Annotated in this window: 2 protein-coding genes; both read right to left on the bottom strand. The window is 39.3% G+C overall.

Annotated features, from left to right (window positions below):
- Window positions 1-10: 10 nt before the first annotated feature.
- On the bottom strand, window positions 11-5269 hold the full coding sequence (locus tag ACFINR_RS08935; protein WP_375654145.1) for an autotransporter outer membrane beta-barrel domain-containing protein: 5259 nt from the start codon (window positions 5267-5269) through the stop codon (window positions 11-13).
- Between the two features lie 628 nt (window positions 5270-5897).
- Window positions 5898-6236, bottom strand: a 339-nt coding sequence (locus ACFINR_RS08930) for an autotransporter outer membrane beta-barrel domain-containing protein (protein WP_375654141.1), incomplete at its 5' end; no start/stop codon positions are given.

Below are 6236 nucleotides of genomic sequence, written 5' to 3'. Positions count from 1 at the left end.
CAGCCTTGATTTAAAACTGATAGCGTATGCCACCTGAAAAGCTTGCACCACTTATACCAGTTTTCTGAAGCTTTTGTCGATAGCTTACATCACCGTAAAGAGAGAAATTGTGAGACAGTTGTGCATTGATGCCAACGCCGCCCTCAATTGCTGTTCCCATGGGATCAAGGTCAAAATCTCTGCCAATCTGGATGGTACCATCATCACCAAAGGTTTTGATCAAGTTTGCTTTTCCATAGAAGGAAATGGCAGGACCATTTTCAGTGGTCATAATGGTTTTGGTTAAACGTCCACCAACACGGATCAACCATTGAGAAGGATTGTTCATATCAATTTTTAAATTATCAGCATCTTCAATGGTATCAAACATCAAATGTTGATAAGCAAGTTGTATTTGGGGCTCGAAGGTTAAACCTTCCATTCCGGTAGAAAATTGTTTGCCAATGGTGGTGGAAATACTCAACATTTTTACATTGTTCAATTTCGCGGTTTTACTAATGATAGCATTGGTGATATCGCCCTTTATTATCCCATAGGATAAAAGCGTATCGATATAGAAACCACTGTCATGTTGTACACTACCATAGGCAGTGAGAGACCATTTATCTAGGGTGCTTTTACTTGCATCCTGCATCTCTTTTGGAGTGAAAGACAGCCGCCCATAGGTGCCTAAAAGACCAAGATGTGTAGTAGTGCTGTGCCCTTCTAACGTAGTCAATGCAACCCCACCTTGTATAGCGGCGTAGCGAATATCAGCACCATAACCATATTTAAGGGGACTGCGTTTCGAGGATAAGGTTCCTGTACCCCCATAGGTAGAGAGGAAGAAACTGTTTTTTAGATTTTTCTGCTCTCCCAAGACTGTTGTTCTCATATTGGCTAAAAGTGCATTTTGCTTGGCCATATCGGCCAATCCAGTATAAAAGAGGGCATTTGGCATAACCAAATAGCTTGCCATTTGTGGTACAACTGCTCTTACTTTTGAATCGGGGTCAAAAAATTCAGGCTGCAAACGGAAATCCCAGAAATCTTTATCCTTTTCATCGAATAAGTTTTGGTTAGCATTGGCTTTGCCATAGCTTGAGACTGGTCCATAGGCAGTCAGCGTATATTTATAAGGAGTTCCTCCTATGGTGGTATAGCCATTTTTCAATTTAAAGGAGTCTTCTTTTGCTTCTCCAGAAACTTGAATAAGTGAAAGTCCACCTATATTTGAAGGAGGAGAAGCATTTTCTACACTCTCTTTATCCCCTGAAACACTTTTGACATAAACTGTTGTGGTGCCTGCTACATCACCGTGAATGAGAAGCCTATCGGTTTTTTGTGCATCTATTGCAACACCATCACTCCATATAGCGTTGAAATGAATTTCTGCCTCACCAAAGGCATTATAGACTGCTAGAGTGGTTGGTATTCCAGATCCTACATGCAATGTATGATAATGATCTTCTACCGGTCCATTAAAAACAATAGAACTATCATTAAGATTGAGCACAGAAATATCAGAACGTGACCTTTGAGCAATAGCAAGCAGTTTTCCGTCATCATCGGTTTCTTTTGTACTGGTTTTCAATATCCATGTTGTCTTGTTTGTCAAATCAAAGCGTACGGTTCTGTTTTCTGCAATTTTTGCTCTTCCCTTTAATACCGAGTGATTAGCATTTAATGTAAAAGCAAAATTATTTTCTTTAGTTGAAGCTTTTGCTGCTAATAAAATATCGGCACTGATTTCTGAATTTTTGAGATTGGCTATACCGATTGATTGGTCTGCGTTAATTCCAATACTATTTTCAGTGCGAATCTTTGTATTTGTCAAGTTGATTTCTAAGGCGTTATCGTCCTCGGATTTATCAAATATTATGCCACTGTTTTCTGCTGTTGCAGAAACATTTGTTACATCAATATATCCGCTATTTTTTACAACAAATGCTGATCCTTTTGCTGCTACGGTCCCTCCATTCATTTTAATTGTGCCACCGTTTTCTGCATAAAGTCCGATGAAAGTATTGCTAATCGCTGTATTTCCATGCAATTCAATTAAGCTGTAAGGATTGCTGGCAGCTGCACCGTATCCGTTGCCATCCATTGTTGTTAGAGCAACGTCTGTGACCTTAATATGTCCACCATTCATTGCGAACAATGCCATGGTTGTCGCAGTTACTGTTCCCCCAGTCATTATGATTGTGCCACTATTTTCTGCATCAAGTCCGGTTACAGCATTATCAATAGTTGTCTTCCCATACAATTCAATCAAGCTATTAGGATCGGTGGTAGCTGCACCGTATCCGTTACCATACATCGTTGTTAGAGCAACATCTGTGACCTTAATATGCCCACCGTTTTTTGCAAACACTGCCATGTTTGCAGCGGTTACAGTTCCTCCCGTCATTGTGATTGCACCACTATTTTCTGCATTAAGCCCGATGAAAGCATTATTAATTGTTGTCTTTCCATGCAATTCGATCAAGCTATCAGGATCGGTGGTAGCTGCGCCATAGTTACCATTTATTGTTGTTAGAGCAACATCTGTGACTTTAATATGCCCACCGCTTTTTGCAAGCAATGCCATGTTTGCAGCGGTTACAGTTCCTCCCGTCATTGTGATTGCACCACTGTTTTCTGCATTGAGCCCGATGAAAGCATTATTAATCGTTGTCTTTCCATGCAATTCAATCAAGCTTTCAGGATCGGAGGTAGCTGCACCGTATCCGTTACCATACATTGTTGTTAGAGCAACATCTGTGAGCTTAATATGTCCCCCGCTTTTTGCAAGCAATGCCATGTTTGTTGCGGTTACAGTTCCATCTGCCATTGTGATAGTACCACTATTTTCTGTATAAAGTCCGATGAAAGCATTATTAATCGTTGTCTTTCCATGCAATTCAATCAAGCTTTCAGGATCGGAGGTAGCTGCTCCGTATCCGTTGCCATACATCGTTGTTAGAGCAACATCTGTGAGCTTAATATGTCCTCCGCTTTTTGCAAGCAATGCCATGTTTGTTGCGGTTACAGTTCCACCCGCCATTGTGATAGTACCACTATTTTCTGTATTAAGCCCGATGAAAGCATTATCAATTATTGTCTTTCCATATAATTCAATCAAGCTGTCAGGATCAGTGGTAGCTGCACCGTATCCGTTGCCATCCATTGTTGTTAGAGCAACATCTGTGACCTTAATATGTCCACCGTTTGCTGCAAACAGTGCCATGTTTGTTGCGGTTACAGTTCCATCCGCCATTGTGATAGTACCACTATTTTCTGTATAAAGTCCGATGAAAGCATTATTAATTGTTGTCTTTCCATGCAATTCAATCAAGCTGTTAGGATCGCTGGTAGCTGCACCGTATCCGTTGCCATCCATTGTTGTTAGAGCAACATCTGTGACCTTAATATGTCCACCGCTTTTTGTAAGTACTGCCGCGCTTTTCCCAGTTACAGTTCCATCCGCCATTGTGATAGTACCACTATTTTCTGTATAAAGTCCGATGAGAGCATTATTAATTGTTGTCTTCCCATCCAATTCAATTAAGCTTTCAGGATCGGTGGAAGCTGCACCGTATCCGTTTCCGTCCATCGTTGTTAGAGCAACATCTGTGATCTTAATATATCCACCGTTCATGGTAAACAATGCTGCGCTTTTTGCAGTTACAGCTCCTCCCGTCATTATGATGACACCACTGTTTTCCGCATCAAGTCCATTTATAGCATTAGTAATCGTTGTCTCTCCATCCAATTCAATAAAGCTGTAAGGATCGGTGGAAGCTGCCCCGTATCCGTTTCCGTCCATCGTTGTTAGAGCAACATCTGTGACCTTAATATATCCACCTTTTTGTGCAAATAATGCTCTATTTCCCGCAGTCACTGTCCCTCCCATCATTATGATTGTAGAGAATAAACCGTCTGCATAGAGTCCATCACCATCAGATGATGTAACTTGAACGCTGCCTTCTTTACTATTGGCTAAAGTAATGAAGCTGCCGTTCATTACGTATAGCCCTGTGTGTTCTCCATCAAATGCTCCTCCTAATATCGTTACTTGTGAACCATCTTCTGCCGATATGCTGGTGTCTGCTTGCGTAATGGTTACATTTTCTAAAGTGAGATGACTTCCGGCAAAGGCCGTTATTCCTGTGTATAAAAACTCTTCTTTTTCATTTTCTAATTCACTTTCCCATCCAGGGTCTAATTCATTGTCCGATGTTTTCACACTTTCTAGCTTGTCTTGATCACTTATGCTGGTATTTGCATAAGTAATGGTTACATTTTCTAATTTGTTTTTATCGCTTTTACTCTCATTGAAGAACGCACCAGTTTCAAAAGCCGTAATGGTTCCTCCAGTCATTGTGATTGTGCTACCGTTTGTTGCATAAAGCCCAATTACAGCGTCATTAATTACCGTATTTCCGTGTAGTTCAATTGTGCTTTCAACATCATTAGCTATTGCACCGATTCCGGTGCCATCTTTTTTTAAAGTAACATCTGTGACGTCAATATGTCCGCCATTTTCTGCAAGTAATGCTGTATTTTCTCCAGTGACTGATCCTCCTATCATTGTGATTGTGGATTGTGCACCATTTGCATAGAGTCCGTCACCATGAGATGATGTAACTTGAACACTGCCTTTTTTATTATCGGCTAATTCACTATAGGTTAAAGTAATAGCGCTGCCTTCCGTAGCAGATATTCCTTTGAGTTCTCCATCAAATTCTCCTCCTAAAATCGTTACTTCAGAATGATCATTTGCAAATATACTGGTGTTTGCTTGCGTAACTGTTACGTTTTCTAAAGTAACTTTGCTTTTGTTGTCGGCATTTATTCCCTTGTCCATGAAGTGGCCATCTTTACCGCTTGATATTGTTACACCTTCCAGCTTATTTTTATCATTCATACTGTTTTCGAAGAAAGCGCCAATTTCAGAAACCGTAATAATGCCTCCAGTCATTTTGATTGTAGCACCATCTTTTGCATTAAGACCAAGACGAATGTCAAAATCAGTTCCTTTAATGGCTGTGTCTTGCAGTAATGTAATCGCACTGCCAAGACCGTCAGCTGTTACAGCATAAATATCCGTGTCTTTATTCCCAACCACAGTTAAATGTGTGCCGGTGATTTTCCCGTTGTCTTTCGCATTAATAATCTCATACGTTGTGTTAGATACTTCTTTTTTCTCGCCGGAAACTTCAAGAGTTTCAGCATATACATTGATATGGGTGTTGAATAGCATGACAGCTATGACAGCTGTGCAGCATAAAAGGGATTTTTTACACATCAAGATTTTCCTAACTTATAAGAGCCACACACTCTTCCCCCGCTTATAAGAAGGATATCAAATGGATGGATATTTTAGAGATGGAACGTGAATAGGATATTTTTATTTTTGTGTAAAGTATAAATTAACTTATACATTTAATATATAATGTATTATATTTAAATTCATTTAGTATTAAATGAATACATTATGTTAATATTATATAAGTATTATAAGTTTTTCTATTCAAGATATGTGTTATGTTTGCATAAAACTTGTTGCTTATGCTTAAAGAAAAGGAGTAGGCAAGAAAATTTCAAAAAACTGTATGCTTGAGCCTGATAGGGATCTCTTCCAACATCATGAAACCAAAGATGATACCATAGCTTTCATGTTTTTCTTTAACACGGTTACGATAAAATAGCGCTCATTGATTTTTCAATCGACTTTTAGTTTTTTTAAGGGATATTTTTACTAGTTAAAAGCGCGATATTTTATTGTCTTGAGTTTTTTAACTAATTTTCTTAAAGAAAAATGTTGGCGGTGTGTACTGGTAGAAAAGAATAGGGGAGAGATAAAAAGGCAGCATATCGTGCTGCCTTTTTATTAAATTGAATAGAATGAATAGGCTTGCTTTTACAGCTTTGTGTTAAAACTGATAGCGTATGCCGCCTGAGAAATTTGCTCCAGATATACCCGTTTTCTGAAGCTTTTGTTGATAGCTTACATCACCATGAAGGGAGAAGTTGTGAGACAGTTGCGCATTGATGCCAACGCCGCCTTCAATTGCAGGTCCCATAGGATCAAGGTCAAAATCTCTGCCAATCTGGATGGTACCATTATCACCAAAGGTTTTGATCAAGTTTACTTTTCCATAGAAAGACATTGGACGGTTGTTTTCAGTGGAAATAGTTTTTGTCAAACGTCCACCAACACGGATCAACCATTGAGAAGGATTTTTCATATCAACGGTAAAATTATCAGCATC

The organism is Bartonella sp. AP19HLJMH (assembly GCF_042196245.1).
Taxonomy (GTDB): domain Bacteria; phylum Pseudomonadota; class Alphaproteobacteria; order Rhizobiales; family Rhizobiaceae; genus Bartonella.
This window is presented reverse-complemented; position numbering and strand designations above follow the sequence as displayed.